The 14,957-nt window shown below is 40.1% G+C and carries 12 protein-coding genes and 1 tRNA gene; 7 read left to right on the top strand and 6 right to left on the bottom strand.

Annotation, left to right across the window (positions count from 1 at the left end; translation table 11 throughout):
• Positions 1 to 346 precede the first annotated feature (346 nt).
• Positions 347 to 1,111 carry a BRO-N domain-containing protein gene (locus AACL23_RS04530; protein WP_339050378.1) on the bottom strand — a complete coding sequence of 255 codons (765 nt, stop codon included), beginning with the start codon at positions 1,109 to 1,111 and terminating at the stop codon, positions 347 to 349.
• Between the two features lie 253 nt (positions 1,112 to 1,364).
• Here AACL23_RS04530 and AACL23_RS10220 point away from each other — a divergent pair, with 253 nt between their 5' ends.
• Positions 1,365 to 1,565 (top strand): tail fiber assembly protein, encoded by a 201-nt coding sequence (locus AACL23_RS10220; protein WP_422389623.1) that lies wholly within the window; start codon positions 1,365 to 1,367, stop codon positions 1,563 to 1,565.
• Between the two features lie 26 nt (positions 1,566 to 1,591).
• Here AACL23_RS10220 and dcm read toward each other — a convergent pair whose 3' ends face one another.
• The gene (gene dcm / locus AACL23_RS04525; RefSeq protein ID WP_422389641.1) at positions 1,592 to 2,731 is read right to left on the bottom strand and encodes a DNA (cytosine-5-)-methyltransferase; all 1,140 of its coding nucleotides are present in this window, start codon (positions 2,729 to 2,731) and stop codon (positions 1,592 to 1,594) included.
• A 71-nt stretch (positions 2,732 to 2,802) separates the two neighbouring features.
• On the opposite strand from dcm, the gene AACL23_RS04520 reads away from it, so the two are divergent.
• The 5 genes from AACL23_RS04520 to AACL23_RS04500 all read left to right on the top strand — a co-directional run bounded on the left by AACL23_RS04520 (position 2,803) and on the right by AACL23_RS04500 (position 7,067).
• Positions 2,803 to 2,919 carry an autotransporter outer membrane beta-barrel domain-containing protein gene (locus tag AACL23_RS04520; RefSeq protein ID WP_339050374.1) on the top strand — a complete coding sequence of 39 codons (117 nt, stop codon included), beginning with the start codon at positions 2,803 to 2,805 and terminating at the stop codon, positions 2,917 to 2,919.
• Positions 2,920 to 3,319: 400 nt separating this feature from the next.
• Positions 3,320 to 4,225 carry a TIGR01777 family oxidoreductase gene (locus AACL23_RS04515; protein ID WP_100097166.1) on the top strand — a complete coding sequence of 302 codons (906 nt, stop codon included), beginning with the start codon at positions 3,320 to 3,322 and terminating at the stop codon, positions 4,223 to 4,225.
• A 334-nt stretch (positions 4,226 to 4,559) separates the two neighbouring features.
• On the top strand, positions 4,560 to 5,096 hold the full coding sequence (fldA, locus tag AACL23_RS04510) for a flavodoxin FldA (RefSeq protein WP_100097021.1): 537 nt from the start codon (positions 4,560 to 4,562) through the stop codon (positions 5,094 to 5,096).
• 89 nt (positions 5,097 to 5,185) lie between these two features.
• Positions 5,186 to 5,638 (top strand): ferric iron uptake transcriptional regulator, encoded by a 453-nt coding sequence (fur, locus tag AACL23_RS04505; protein ID WP_015874548.1) that lies wholly within the window; start codon positions 5,186 to 5,188, stop codon positions 5,636 to 5,638.
• Positions 5,639 to 5,837: 199 nt separating this feature from the next.
• Positions 5,838 to 7,067, top strand: coding sequence for a RhoGAP domain-containing protein (locus AACL23_RS04500; RefSeq protein ID WP_339050370.1), 1,230 nt, complete (start codon positions 5,838 to 5,840; stop codon positions 7,065 to 7,067).
• A 198-nt stretch (positions 7,068 to 7,265) separates the two neighbouring features.
• On the opposite strand, the gene AACL23_RS04495 is transcribed toward AACL23_RS04500, so the two are convergent.
• The 3 genes from AACL23_RS04495 to pdxJ form a co-directional block, all read right to left on the bottom strand.
• Positions 7,266 to 7,355, bottom strand: a tRNA-Ser gene (locus AACL23_RS04495).
• A gap of 133 nt (positions 7,356 to 7,488) precedes the next feature.
• A complete protein-coding gene (acpS, locus tag AACL23_RS04490) occupies positions 7,489 to 7,869 on the bottom strand; it encodes a holo-ACP synthase (RefSeq protein ID WP_100097024.1) in 381 nt (126 codons plus the stop codon).
• Complete coding sequence (gene pdxJ, locus AACL23_RS04485) at positions 7,869 to 8,597, bottom strand: pyridoxine 5'-phosphate synthase (protein ID WP_100097167.1); 729 nt, start codon at positions 8,595 to 8,597, stop codon at positions 7,869 to 7,871. Before pdxJ ends, acpS begins: the two co-directional genes overlap by 1 nt.
• A 275-nt stretch (positions 8,598 to 8,872) precedes the next feature.
• On the opposite strand from pdxJ, the gene AACL23_RS04480 reads away from it, so the two are divergent.
• On the top strand, positions 8,873 to 9,367 hold the full coding sequence (locus AACL23_RS04480; protein WP_100097025.1) for a hypothetical protein: 495 nt from the start codon (positions 8,873 to 8,875) through the stop codon (positions 9,365 to 9,367).
• A 110-nt stretch (positions 9,368 to 9,477) separates the two neighbouring features.
• Here AACL23_RS04480 and AACL23_RS04475 read toward each other — a convergent pair whose 3' ends face one another.
• Positions 9,478 to 14,892, bottom strand: a complete 5,415-nt coding sequence (locus AACL23_RS04475; RefSeq protein WP_339050366.1) for a C80 family cysteine peptidase — start codon at positions 14,890 to 14,892, stop codon at positions 9,478 to 9,480.
• Positions 14,893 to 14,957 lie beyond the last annotated feature (65 nt).

The raw sequence follows: 14,957 nt of genomic DNA, 5'->3' as shown, positions 1-14,957 counted from the left end.
GCCCCTTGCCCCCAAGGCGGGGGAAATAGCTTGGCCTGATAGGCCGGAGTGGGGGGCTATTTCATCAGTGGAATAGAGCGTATTCCTTAAAAAGGAATGATTCATTATATGAATTTTTTTTAACAAAAAATCAGATATAAGTATCATTTGCTTTTTTACTTTGGTATGGTCATGGCTTCCTTGTTGTTAGCCCTATTGGCACCCCTTTGAAAGTCACTTTTTCAGAGGGGTTTTTTCTATGGGCGTGATGTGTTGAAAAAATCGATATTTAGGGTCGTGTTTTATCAAGGGCGAGAAGACCCCGCCCGATAAAAGGTGAGAGTAAAAAGTCAAAAAAAGGCGAGGTTTAAGTCGTCTGGCCTCGGTGAAGAAATTGCGTTAATTCACGCTGTTGCCACTTTTCCAGGGTCGATGCCAAGGTGTGTTCGGTGTGATGTGCCGCCGCTTCCAGTAAAGCGTTCATTTCCGAAATGACGTTATCGGCGTCTTCCCGTTGTCGAATAACACGACGGATGACCTGTTTTTCTGTGTCTGCGACGACGTCTTTGAAGCGATTCGTCAGATGAAAAATCCGAACGCATTCTTCGGCAATAAGAGGAATGTGACGGGTTTGAAACGGTTTCGGAGAGGGAATCCCGGTGACCTGCCGCAGAGCAGACCAAATGCCGTGACGCCATGAGTTGTCAAAACGAAATCCGTGACTCATCTCCCAGACCAGGCGAGCCAGGTTGTTGAGGTCGTTGCCGTTAAACACTTCGGGTGATTGAGGTTGGTGTTTTTCAGGAAGATATTGCCCTGTTTTTCGAATTTGAGGGAGAACTTCATTAAATATCCAGTTCTGAAATTGTTTGGCTTCAAGTTTGTTACTACGAAAAATAACTCGATAAAGATTCGGTTCATTGATAAATACCAGTTCTTGATTTCCACCGACCGTGGGAGTGGAAAGTTTTTCCACCCCTTGCATATCAAGTTGAAATTTACCAATTGAACGAGTTTGCAGTTCTAAAACAGAACATATATCAACGAGGCAAAACCATGGTTCGCCATTTAATAATTGTATGCGTATGTCATGTGATTCTTGGAAAGATAAACAAATAGGTTGATTTTTCATAGTGGTATTCCTTTGTAGTTAGGATAATCACCACCGGAGTTGATAATCTCATTGGTGATGAACTGAATAGGGTTATCAACACCGGCTACAAAGGAATCCGGTCAGCCTTTCGACTGCCCCATCCAGTCCACCATAGAAGGATGTTCAGGATGTACGCATAAAAAAACCACGTCTGGCGTGGTATGCGCCTTTGTAGATATTCGGGTTGATAATCCCGGCACCTGAATTTGCAGATGCTTGATGAATATAGCGCATGGGTTATCTCTTCGTCAATGTTGTGAACATAAATAAACTCAGAAGCAGTTCAAGTGAAATTTTTCATCTGAACATTTTTCCCTCTGTTAGGCAACGAACATGTCTCGTCCTAACAGTATGGAAAGCCTATCGCATCGCCCTTCATCGCCTCGACCCCTCAGCAGAAGAAATCACTTGGCCCGGAGTGCCGAGGGGGTAGGATGAAGCGGTCTACTACGTCAACCATCAGGAAAACAGGGGCAATGCAGGTGAAGTGCCGTTTCGTTCATGTGCGATCTGAGCCAGCACGTGGGGCGTCATGATGCGGGCGACTTCCTGCATGACCGGCATGACGACGCTATTGCCGAACTGACGGTAAGCCTGTGTATCACTGACAGGTATCTGGAAAGCGTCAGGGAAGCCCATCAGGCGGGCGCATTCACGTGGCGTCAGGCGTCTCGGCCGGTTGTTGCTGCCCTGCCATACCAGGATTTCTGACCCGTCCTTGTGATACCGGGCTGACAGTGTGCGTGTCACACTGTCGGGATAGGCCATACCAAAGCCGAACCCATTGCCGGCGGCGCGGTGCTTGTCTGCATAGGTCTGAAGGTAGGCCCACAGGTTGGGCGTCAACGTGTATCGGAGCGGCACGGCCCGCCTGTCGTGATCGAAAAAGCGCTCTCCATCCCAGGGGAGCACCGGCTCTGTGCCATCCGTCCTGTGCAGAATTGACGCAAGGCGCGGACCTTCTTCCGGTAGTTTCAGGTCATCCCATGAGAAGCCCGTTTTTTCGCGGAAACCGACGATGATGATTCGTTCGCGATGCTGCGGTGTGAAGTGCTGCCCGTCGATTACCCTGTAATGCACATCATAGCCCAGCTCGTCCCTGAGCGTTTGCAGGATGACGTTGAAGGTGTGGCCCTTGTTGTGTGAAAGCAGGTTCTTGACGTTTTCCAGCAGGAACGCCCTGGGGCGTCTGGTGGCGATGATACGGGCCACGTCAAAGAACAGGGTTCCCTGCGTGGTGCATTCGAAACCATGTGGGCGGCCCAGCGAATTCTTTTTGCTGACGCCCGCAATACTGAACGGCTGGCAGGGGAACCCGGCGAGCAGTACATCATGGTCCGGCACGTCCTCTGCCGGATATGGAACGATGTCACCCACAAACGGATGAGGGGCGCCGTAGTTCTGAATGTAGGTCTTTTTCGAGAACCTGTTCCATTCGCTGGTAAAAACGCATTCACCGCCCTGAGCATCGAAGCCCATACGGATGCCGCCAATGCCGGCGAACAGGTCAATGAAGCGGAAGCGGGGGCTCACTTTTTTTGTGCGGGCGGCGGGTTGTTGCAGCAGGTCGCGCAACACGGGTTCGAGCATGGGTTGCATGAACCTGCTGCGCGCCTGTTTCAGGCGTTCTGGCGGCTGGGTATGTCTCATATCTTGCTCTCTGGGAATGTGTGCGGACATTAATCCGTGCGCGTTTAGATGTATGGGGAGATGTGGCTCAACAAACTGGGGAAAAAAGTACGCAAGACACCGGGGGTACCATCGGGGTCAAATATCATTTTCAATGACCACCGTGCCCAACTGCTTATATGATAAGGGCGTCTGGCGGGAAGGAAGTTTAAGAAAGGAAAGTGACTGGAAAATGAAAGAGTGAAAAAAGCACTGAATGTTCTGATTTTGAGCCAAATCACAGGTCATAATAAAATTTAAGTGATTGTTAAATCACACTTAAAATATCGTGTTTTGTCGAGTTTTTAGGTTTTTTGTTGTCTATTTTTTAATCAAAAAATAAGTTATATAATTGATTTTAAATGAATTATTTTTAATAAGTTTGTATTACAGGATCGAATATCGTAATTTAAATGACTTTATTAACATCGCCATATTAATTGAAATATGCGAGCGCGAGTTTTATTCGAGAAAAATAAAAAAGTCCATCTGAAACAGGAAAAAGAAGAGACAGCCATCATGAAAATATTGATTGCCGGTGCCACCGGTTTTATTGGAAGCAGTTTAGTATCATCATTTTCGGATGAGTTTGAGATCACCGTATTGGGTCGAGATATGGACCAGCTAAAAAGACGTTTTCCTCAACATCATGCCGTCGACTGGAAGGGACTGAAATCAGAGTCAGCAACGGATTATCAAATCGTCATTAATCTTTGTGGTGAAAATATCGCTGATAAACGTTGGACAAGCGAGCAAAAAACAAAAATTTTACAAAGCCGTGTAGAAACTACTGCCCAGCTGGCCAGCTGGGCATTAAATTCAAGCGCACCACAATCATTGCGATTCCTTAATGCCAGCGCTGTCGGTATTTATGGTTTAAATACAATAAAAAATACAGAAAACACACCGATAACACTCCAAGAAAATTGTTTTTCACAACAAGTTGTTCGTGTATGGGAATCTACCGTCCAGAAAAAACTAGAAAATAAAATTAACTATACCCTTATGCGGTTTGGGGTCGTCTTGAAAAAACAACATGGCATGCTGAAAAAATTGAAAATGCCTTATCAACTTGGCTTGGCCAGCATACTGGGTAGCGGACAACAGCAAATCAGCTGGATTCACATTGAGGATTTAGTGCGAGCAATACGGCTTATCATTAAAACTCCATCAATTTCAGGCCCAATCAATATGGTTGCCCCTGAAGTCGTGACACAAAAGCAGTTGGCAAAAAATATGGCAAAAGCTTTGAATCGACCTTGTTTTCTTCAAACCCCCATTTTTTTCATTAAGTTATTATTTGGGCAAATGGGCGATGAGCTATTACTTTCTGGTCAAGAAGTCATTCCTGAATATTTACAAAAAGCGAACTTCTTTTTTCAATATCCCATGTTGGAAAAAGCGATTTTTCATGAACATGATTAAATATGTACTATAACCGTCGCTCATTTTTTGGGCATCTGGAGGATGCTCAGCAATTACCATGAACTTCGCCTCCTGAATCATCAAATTCACTGATTGGTATTAATGAATTAGACTGCAATAAAAAATTGAATAAATAAAAAATATCTTCATTCACAATGATATTGTCCAAAACTTGCATTTGAATTTGGCAATTAAGAAAAGCATCCATTCGTGCACAACTCAAACGCACGATCCCTTTTGTGAGAGAAATTCTGAGGTTTTGATATGATATTGTTTTGTTAATTCATTGATTAAAAAATCATTCAACTGATTCCATTAAGGTGTAATAAGTACTATGTCCAATATCGGTATTTTTTTTGGCAGTGACACAGGCAACACTGAAAACATTGCCAAATTGATTCAAAAGCAATTTGGTGAGCAGGCGAAGGTTTATGACATCGCCAAAAGTCATCAAAAAGATTTAGAAAACTTTGATATTCTTTTTTTAGGTATTCCGACTTGGTATTACGGGGAAGCCCAATGTGACTGGGATGATTTTTTCTCAACCCTGGAGGAGATCAATTTCAAAAATAAATCGGTGGCCATATTTGGTTGCGGTGATCAGGAAGATTACGCCGAATATTTTTGTGATGCGATGGGGATGATACGCGATATTATCGAGCCTCATGGGGCGAAGATTGTCGGGCATTGGCCAACCGAAGGGTATTATTTTGAAGCCTCAAAAGGGCTGTTCGATGATGAGCACTTTATTGGTTTAGCCATCGATGAAGATAGACAAAGTGAGCTCACGCAAGATCGCGTGGATAACTGGCTCAAGCAGGTTTCTTTAGAGTTGGGGCTCGAAATATTAAAGACGGATAAAACGGCGTAAAATAAGCCTTGAGGACACAGAGCAGATAGAGATATACGGTTATACTAAAGAGCCCGAGTTAAGCACAGTATGTATAGGATTGAACCGAGATGAAAGACAATAATATAGCTTTAAAAAAAGCGGGCCTTAAAGTCACCCTCCCACGTCTAAAAATACTGGAGATCTTGCAAGATCCAGTCTGTCATCATGTCAGCGCGGAAGATCTCTACAAAAAACTGATAGATATGAATGAAAAAATCGGTTTGGCAACTGTGTATCGGGTTCTCAATCAGTTTGATGATGCGGGGATTGTCACACGCCATCATTTTGAAGGTGGGAAATGTGTGTTTGAAATAAAACAACAGCATCACAATCACTTAATTTGCCTGGATTGTGGAAAAGTGATTGAGTTTCTTGATAAATGTATTGAAGGTCGTCAACGGGAAATTTCCAAAAAGCACGGTATCAAATTAACCGACCGCAGTTTATGTTTATATGGGCATTGCGAAAGAGACGAATGTTCTAAAGAGGAAGATTTAAAAGAAAAAAACAGTGATGTGTAAAAAATAAAATCAAAAATTTTGAGCGATTTATAGTAGTTTATCTATATTTTTACAATTAAAATTATCAGAGTTGAACTGAGCCGTAGTTTTTATAAAAATTATTTTTTGATCAACGAATAATATTGAAAACCAAATTTCAAATAATGTTTTAATAAATTTTAATATAAAAATGAATTGATAGTTTTAATGAGGGAAATATATGTCAATAAATCCGACTCTTCAACGAAGCCACTCATCTGGTCACCTCAGTGAAACAAATACATTACATCGCAGTGAGGGATGTGGAAGTCTGAATCATATTCCAGACTCCACTAGCGGCTCTAATTTGTTTACAGCTGTTAAAGCTGTTAAAGCTGTTAAAGCTGTTAAAAATACAACAAAGAATCCGGGGTCTCGTCAAAGCGCAGAAGCATCTTCAAAATTAACAAAAAGAGAAGAAGGAGGAGAAGGAGGGAAAATAACGGTAACAAGAGAAAAAATCGAAAGTACAAAAGAAGCGTGGTTGTATAGTACTAACTTCCATAAGTTTCAACCCGCTGGTACAAACTCATCATCAACTGCCAATGCTTCCAACAATAATCAAAAAATAGCCTCAGCTGCAGACGACGACAAGATAGAAAACAAGTTCAAATTAAGAAAACCAGCAGTATCATTATTCACACAGGCATCTTCAGCACAGGTAAGCGAACCAGTACAACAACAAGAAGAGCGTCCAGAAACAGTCTCAGCACAGAAAAAAAATAAATTATCCCGATTATGGCAGGGTATAAAAGAGGTCTTTTCTTTTTTATTTCGGAGTTGTTTTCCACGCACCAAAACCAAAAGTAATGATGCGACAACGATTTCAAAAACCGAAATTGCTGGAGGTAAAACCGTAAGCAAAGACACTCTGAACGAATTATTAAAAAAAATAGATGAACTTATAAAAACTGAAGGTTTGGATGGATTATTTAGGGAATCAGGTTCTTCTTCACACCTTAATGAGCTTACACAACAGGTTAATTCTGGTGAGAAAGTTGATATTGATAAAATCGATAATCGAGACACTGCGATTGGTTTTTTTAAAAGAATTATGGAAAGAGTCACCCCTTTAAAATATGAAGAGGTTCAAACAATACTCTCTAATAAAATAACCCATAAGGAAATAGGGGAAGAGCTCTCTAAGATAATCAACTCTAAGTATCCAGAAGAATTCTTGATGATACTTAAAACGCTAGGCAAATTTTTCGAAAAAGCATCCAATAATGAGAATAGCAAATTTAATGTAACATCTTTCACAACATGTATTCCAAATCTTATTAAATGTGAATCTGGAAACCCAAATTTGTTGCTGGAACAATCTAAAGAAATACCTAAAATGATTGAAAAAATTCTTCACAAAGATACTTTAGAAGCAATTTTCACTAATATAACTATTACAAGCCTATAGTTAAATTAAACCTTCATACGCTATTATTTTTCTGTCTATAAGTGACCTCTCCGACGAGATATAGATGCTTTCAAGGTCAATAAGCCGAAAATTGAACTACGGCTGTAGTAGATATGTCAGAGGCGAATATATAGTTGGGGATTTGGAAACGTCATGTTGATTGATTGTTACAGAGGTATTTTTCAGTGATACATGATTTGGCGGTGAGAGAGGGATTCGAACCCTCGATACGCTTTCGCATATACACGCTTTCCAGGCGTGCTCCTTCAGCCACTCAGACACCTCACCGTTCATGACACTTTTCTAATGCCGGCGTAATATAGGGATCCTCTTTATTAGGGTCAAGAATTATTTGTTCGGTCTGACTTAAAACCTCGGCCTGTTACGTTTTTCTGTTTCTTTCATTGTCCAAATTTGAGTTTCACCCTTCAACGATCACCAATGCTATTGCATAGTGCCTTTCATCTGATATCGAAAGATGCCAGGATTTAACGCTGAGCCTGACCGCCATCTCATTGGCTTTATCTGATACCAGTAAATGTGGTTTTCCAAGTTCGTCATGAATCACTTGAAAATGCCTCAATTCCAGGCCATTGCGAAAGCCCGTTCCTAGTGCCTTCGCTGCGGCCTCTTTAGCCGCAAAACGCTTTGCAATAAACCGAACAGGCTGTTGATGTTGTTGATATTCAGATAATTCGAGGGGAGTTAAAATGCGATGAGCAAGCTTGTCGCCGCTGCGGGCGATAATGGCCTGAACGCGAGCGATTTCAACCATATCTGTGCCCATGCCCAAGATGGCCATTATTGTCGCGCTTCTTTCATCAGTTTTTTCATCTCGCTGACCGCCGGCGCCAAACCCGAGATCAGTGCTCGGCCAATGATCGCATGGCCAATATTGAGTTCCTCTATGTCTAATATGGCCGCAATCGCTTTCACATTATGGTAACTCAGGCCGTGCCCTGCATTGACTTTCAGTTTTTTTTGAGATGCATAAGCCGCCGCATCCACGATGCGTTTGAGCTCACTGCTTTTTTGATTGCCGGACGCATTGGCATAAGTGCCAGTATGAAGTTCAATATATTGTGCTTTCGCTTGTGCGGCCAAATCAATCTGATGCTTATCAGGATCAATAAAAACAGATATCACAATCCCTGCTTTTGATAACACCTCGATCATTTCAACAATATTATCGGTTTGTACTGTCATATCCAAACCGCCTTCTGTTGTAATTTCTTCTCGTTTTTCGGGCACCAGGCAACAGGAATACGGTTTGATGGCACAAGCCATCTCTCGCATTTCATTTGTGACCGCCATTTCTAAATTTAAACGTGTCTGAATCGTTTGAGATAAAAGGTGAAGATCGCGTTCTGTGATATGCCGTCTATCTTCTCGCAGATGTACCGTAATGCCATCGGCGCCTGCTTGTTCTGCAATAAAAGCCGCTTGAACGGGATCGGGATAAAGGGCCCTTCGGGCATTTCTCAGCGTGGCGACATGATCTATATTGACACCCAACAGGAGATCTTTCATTGATGTTTCTCTGATTAAAAATAAAAGCATAAATAAGGCAGGTATTTTAACGTTACCGTCACTTTAATGTCACTCATTGATCGCCATCTCTAGAATGGCCATCTCAGTTAAAACCACTGATCCCCATAAAATGAGCGTTTTTTGATATTTTTTTATTTTTATACAGTTTATATTTCTTTTCATTAATAATGCTTATAACCAAGTAATAAATTCTTTTGAGTAAAGCGATTAAAAACAAGTTAATTTCAATCAAATTAAAAAATAGATAAAAAATCATGGCTATATTTAGATCATCAAACAGTACAAGCGCTTTAGCTGCAAGAACAAATGCTTTAGAAAAGGAATTCTGTGAATTGGGAAAACAAAAAAAATCTTTTACATCACAAATCAAGTCCTTGAGTAATACTAGCACTCAAGCACTCACCCCAAAAAAAATAAAAGAAGAACAAGAACTCACTACTCTTGAAGAAAACTTGAAGAATGCAAGAGGTTTAAAGAAGGAGTTAGGTGTTCACAAGAGTGAGTTAGATGGAAAATATTCCCGAAAAAAAGTCTCTTTCAGTAAAAGTGATCAGGAAAAGACTACAAAGATTTCATTATTACAGGGAAGAATTTCTGGTACTCAGAGGAATCTTGATAAAAAAATAAAGGAATTAGAAAAAGATATTAATAACAAAAAACGCAATAAAGAGCTTTTGGAGATGCGGCAAAAAAACATACTTGAAGAAATTGCGCGTGCATTTTGTGAAAAATTTGGAAAATTTGATTAATAAAAATTAACAGCGCTCCAAATGATCAAGGTAAAGAGGATATTTATTATCCTCTTTTTTCATATTCTCATCACATCAGAGGGGTCCACCCTAAAGGTGAAGCAGAGAGTTTAAGATGAAATCACCGGTGTCACTGTCTGCAAAACTTTGTCTCCAGGGACATGAAAGACTTCCCCTATCTCTGAAAATCCAGAAGTGATTTGCCTCAATTGATTTAGGTGATTCAGGTGATTAAACTCGTTCTTCAATCTGAGGTTGGGGAACAGTTGATATGAAATGAGACCGGCCTCATCCCGAAAGTTGATGCTCACTGTGTGCACAGCTCCTTCTTTGTCCACAACGGAAAGATGCCTATAGGGTTCATCTTTCATAAAATTTATCAGACGTAGCGTAACATGTTCTGCAGGTGAATCGAGATGACTCACTATCACATCGTCCTCTTCTTGTGTTATTGCAATCTCTTTCAGTGAAAAAGGCAAAAGCAAAATGTCTTGCTCGGGGTCGCCCGTTGCAGGGGCATCATAATTATCAATGCGCACCTCTTTTGCTATCGGCCTGTCTTCGACGATGTAAATATCTCTTCCTCCTTTTCCTTCTAATTTATCTTGACCTGTTGTACTCAGTAAAATGTTGCTGAGATCATCTCCTTGTAAATCATCATCAAACCCACTTTCTTGCGGGACTAATTTCAAAAAATCCGGCAATATTTTTTTTTCATCTTTGAGTGCGATCACCCCGGGTGTTTGCTGACAGGACATTTTCTGAATGATTAACGGCGTTTCTTCACTGTCAGTTTTAGGAAGGTGACATTTTTTATCAAAATTTGGAACATATTGCGCTATTAAGGTGAGGGGTTCCGGTTCTTCGTTATCAAAATTGAACGTGATCTCAGAAGGCAGACCTGTAAAAATCATGCCATCCTGGGTATAAAAAATATATTGGGCGGTTAAAGTTCCTTTTTGCTGTTGAGTTGAAAAAATATAGAGATCAGACAATGTCAGCGTGGTTATGCTGCTATTTTTATTTCGTAATTCAATGAATACATCTTGTTTGATCCTTTTAATACTGATGATCTGGTTCACCGTATAATCTAAAAAAACAGGGCTAAATTCTTCTGGGTTATTTTCTTCTTTGATGATTAGTGTCGCGTGATCAGAACGTGTATTTTGTAAAATACGATAAAAATCTGTGCCTTCTCCTCCATCAAGCTCACCGGCCTGCGACACTAAAATATCATTGCCATAAAAACCCATCAATTTATCATACCCTCCATTTCCATTAAGAATATTGGGTTGATTGTTGCCCAAAATAACATCGTCTGTTTCTGAACAGATCTCTACGTTATGAATATTTTTTAATATGGCTATTTTTTGCGACGAATCAGTGAAAGCAAAGTACTCTTCCTTCAAATGAATATAGTATCCGCCTTGTGCTTGTGACGGCTTTGTATTTGCTATCAAAAAATCAAAACCCTTCACGCCATCTAATACGCTCGGTTTATCGGGCACAATAGTTCCAGTAAAGATAAAAGTATCAGATTCATTGCCTCCCTTAAAATTTTTGATACCATCACCGATGTCAAAAATATTTCTTTTTTGGCTATGACCTACCACTTCATCGTTTCCCGCGCCCCAAAAAAAACAAATCTTATCCGCTGTTGTAGAATCGAGTCTATTTGTTTTTATAATAGAAACAGAGGGTGATAAAGACCTTGAAGGTTCTATCGGTCTTTTGACAGAAAAAGTACCATTTTTATCGGAATCGGAATCGGTATGAAGAACGATCTTATCGTCAGTAGGTGAAAGCCCTTTGATGTCATAAAATGTATACTCACTGTTTTCTAAAGCGAGATCAAAATAGATAGTTTGATTGCTCTCAGTTCTTCTTACATGGTCTTTATAGTGTGATAGGATGGCTGGAGCTTCAGAGGGTAATATTTTGTCTCTTATGGTTTTATTAGCTGGATATTGCGGATTTAATCTATGTTGAATGCTCCTTCTTGAAGCTAAATTTTTTCCTGTTAATTTTTTATAGTGATACTCCTCCAGAATTATGGGTCCTGTACTATAATAGATCGACTCTATTTCATCATCTGAGTTCAATAATGATTGAAAATTTGCTCTTAACTGGTGATGAATATTTTTTTTAGCCTCTTCTGCTGTTACTGCTTTGTTGACCTTATTGGTGACCTCTACGTCAATTTCTGCGCCCAAAAAATGAAACAGGCCAGTGCGTAATTTTTGTAACAATATCAATTTAGTGTAGCTCTCTATTTTTTCAATTTCACGAGCTGAGTAATATATTCTCCCAACTACAGCGGTTAAAATCCCTAAGGCGATACCAATAGTGCCAGCCGCTAATGCCATTTTCCCGCTTAGGGCTAATAATCCCAAGCCGCTTATGACGCTGCTCCCAGCGCCTAAAGAAGAAAGGCCAATACTGACCTTTAAATCTTGTTGGATATCAGGGTCAGTTTCTGTTTTAAGTTTACTGGCTGCTATATTGACTTGATAAATATCAAAAAAAGCGCCAAAAATATTTAAAATAGATCCTCCATATTGAGCCAGTTTCAGTCCCGCTGCATACCGAAAAAGTTTCATTCTAGAAGCAAAAATCTGAGCGGATTGATAAGAAAGCTTTTGAATAAGGTGAGAGCCCAGTTTTCTAAAACCCAACTCTAAAATAGCCCCCCCCGCATCATAAAAAAGACCCGCCATAACCAGCTTCGCCTCTAAATCCAGCGCTTCTTTTTCAGATTCCATTAATTGACCAGAAGAACGACGCCGCGAGTAATGAGAGAGGAATCTTAAAGATCCGATCCAAGAAAGAGCCTGTGTTGCCTGGCCCAACTTATCGATGGCATGATATGTGTTTGAAACACCTAAGCTGCCCCTGTTTTTCTGGGATTTATGCTTCTGGTTCAAAGAACGATCTGATAACACATCCGTGTCTCTGATAAAGCTTTCCAGGTTTTGAAAAGGAATAGATTTTGAAATCTTGTCAAGATTCAACTGATAAACATCAAATACAAATAACCCGTCTTTTTGAGGCACATCCCTTAAGCGCATTAAGTACTCAATTAACATTGTTCTAAGGGGAATATTGATTTTTTGAAAATTATCAGTGGTAACGCATATTTCACCAAAATTAGCATCATAGACATACCAATTTGTTTTTTCATATCCAATCTTGCGTTTCGCTATCGTTAAGATATTTTGACCCATACGCAGCTGATAATACCCTTGTGTTTCATTAACCAATGTTTCAAAAAATTGATAGATATTCTGTGAGCCTTTTGCAACAAAAGCAGACTCTGCTTTTAGCTGATTAATCAGGCTCACTAAAGTTTTTTCGTCGTTATTATCGATTTGAAAAAATATTTCCTGTTGATTTATCCCAGCATGAATTTGAAATTGATTCAGTAATTTTAAACGTAACTCTCTATCATCCAGACTGAGTATGCTTAAATAAGCCAAACTCACTTTTTGGGCTTTTTGTTGCGCCAATATACTGCCATCACCTATATAAATCGTTTGCATACAAGAATGAATTCTAGCCTGAAATCCACTCATATTACTGTATAGCTGTATCCGTTCTTTCCAATTGACCATATTTTCGACGATAAAAATTTCCCACTCAGCAGTCCGTTTTAAAGCAGTCTGCCCTGTTGATCGAATGAATTGATCATGAGTTTCACTTAATTGCCTCAAACTTTGTACTTGACTCATAAATTGAGAATAAAGCAGGGGATCAGAGGATGTCTGGTAAAATTTTTTCCAATCGAGTTCTCCTGAGGGAGAGTGAAAAAAATCCATTAATAGTTTGAGATCATTTTTACTAAATGAAGTCCACTTGTCGGAAGAAATATCATTCACCAAGACTGAAACTCGTTTTAACTTCTCGTTTAAAGAAGATGCGGGATCTTTTTCATTACGTATAGTCTCTGAAAGATGTATCGAACTTTCTTGATTCATTTTTGTTGTCGTATCTCTTTGATGACCACTAGTATCATCAGTGTGATGAGAGATTTTGATGACCTTTAATGGAATCCCTAATTCTTTGGCAACATTTCCAGCCGACTCACGTAATATATTAATATTTTTCGATAAAAGAGACGCTGAGGATGAAACCTGTTGATCCTCATTTCTATTTTTGGGGGCATCATGATCTATCAAAAACAGACCTGTGATTTTAATTTCTTCTGTTACAGGATAATGGGGATAAATATTGACATCGGGTCGCCCAGTGATCAGTACTTTATTTCGTAAAAGGGTTCTATTGATAATATTATCCGGCGTGGCGACTCGTTGCGGGTAAGAAAATAATTGATTCGATAGCAGACCTTTGCGTTTTAACTCAGAGAGAGTGGTGTTGTCTGTGAGAGGCAATGTTGTCTTGCGACTGGTCAACTCTTTCAATTTTTGCAGCAAATTTATTTTTATGCGGGAGGCCTGGTCACCAGACTGATTGACTAAACTGTCTAAATTAGTCTCAACAATGGCTTCGTGTGGTGCGGCAGCTAAAATATTCTGGTTGGGAACCTGTAATATCAATCCCACCGAATAGCTTCTGATTGTGTCATTTGACATGATACTGGATGAAATAAAATCAGATTGCTTAAATATATCTTTAATATCTTTATTTTTTGAAAAAATGCCTGTGCGAAAAATTAAATCTTGAATTGAAGAAGCATAAACAAGATACCTGAATTTTTCACTTTTTATTTTGGGATCAGTAAAATTCTGGGGTGACCAATCATCCAATACAGGAGATAACAACCGAAAAGCGCTGCTGTGCTTCTTCTGTATCAGCTCTCCATTTTTATTCCAGCCTAATAGAATTGTATCCCCTGCCGTCTGAGTCGCTCCCTGTGATCTCGTATTATCGGTAAACTTTCTACCAACACCAGAAACATAGAGTGTTTGTGTTCTGGCCGATATCTCCGCCTGAATACCCTGGCGCTTTATCTCCCTGGCAAATTGAGTGGCAAAATTTTTGCGTTTGTGACTCATCAGTTGACATCCCACTAAACTGATGCGATTTGGAATCATTTTAATACCATGTATTTGGTTAAATTTTTGGTTAAAATCTTTTAAAAGCCTGGCTAAACTAGCAGGCTTCATACCAGAGAAGGATCCAATAGAGCGAGAGAGAGCACGAGGCCTACTGCCGTGACCGACTAATTGCCAACGTAATTTGCCTTGAAGCGTATTTGGAGAGCCATGTAATACACGATAATTATTTCGTTTATCCAGTTGAACTAAAACTGAGCCTGGGTGTTTTTCAGTGAGATTTACTGCAGCCTTAAGCACAGTATCGTCATCTTGTAGCTGAATAATCAGTTGTCCCGCATATCGGGTCAAACCGCCAGATAGGGGCGGCCTTGTTATGACAGGTTGAACCTTCCATTGTTTAACGGATACAAAGGGTACCCGTTCATTGGTATTTCGTTTAGTACGACGGATCTGGCCATCAGATTGATCATGGGTGATCAAAGAATGCGGGGGGAATTGACCTTGGGGCATGGTTATTTTTCATCCTTAAAAAATAGAAAAGTGCGAAGACAGGCATTTTATTTGGAGCATAGTAG

The organism is Candidatus Williamhamiltonella endosymbiont of Tuberolachnus salignus (assembly GCF_964019775.1).
Lineage (GTDB): Bacteria > Pseudomonadota > Gammaproteobacteria > Enterobacterales > Enterobacteriaceae > Hamiltonella > Hamiltonella defendens.
Note: the sequence above shows the minus strand (reverse complement) of the source record. Positions and strands in the feature narration are given on the sequence as shown.